Origin of the sequence: Streptococcus sp. k-90 (assembly GCF_013277565.1) — a bacterium.
Taxonomy (GTDB): domain Bacteria; phylum Bacillota; class Bacilli; order Lactobacillales; family Streptococcaceae; genus Streptococcus.
The window spans coordinates 1-234 of record NZ_VMNE01000051.1 but is presented as its reverse complement, the minus strand read 5'-3'; the positions used below and the strand labels follow the sequence as shown (position 1 = coordinate 234).

Sequence of the window (234 nt, the reverse complement as noted above, 5' to 3'; positions counted from 1 at the left end):
TTCTTCTTCTACTGCTGTTTCTTTTTCTTTACGCTCAGCTTCTGTTAAGCTCTTATCTGCTGCGATTTCTGCTTTTTCGGCTTGCGCTGCTTTTTCTAAGTCCGCTTTCGCTGCTTCTTTTACAGTGTCTAAGTTTCCTGGTGTGTGCACTCCTTTAATGGCTGTTTCACCTGCTGTTTTAGCTTCGGCTACTTTATCAGCGTTTTCTGCTGCTGTAATCTTAGCTTCTTCTTC

1 protein-coding gene is annotated in these 234 nt (G+C 42.7%); it reads right to left on the bottom strand.

Going from position 1 to position 234, the window contains the following annotated elements:
- The coding region (locus HT734_RS09255) for a hypothetical protein (protein ID WP_173308530.1) at positions 1-234 on the bottom strand (234 nt) is incomplete at both ends.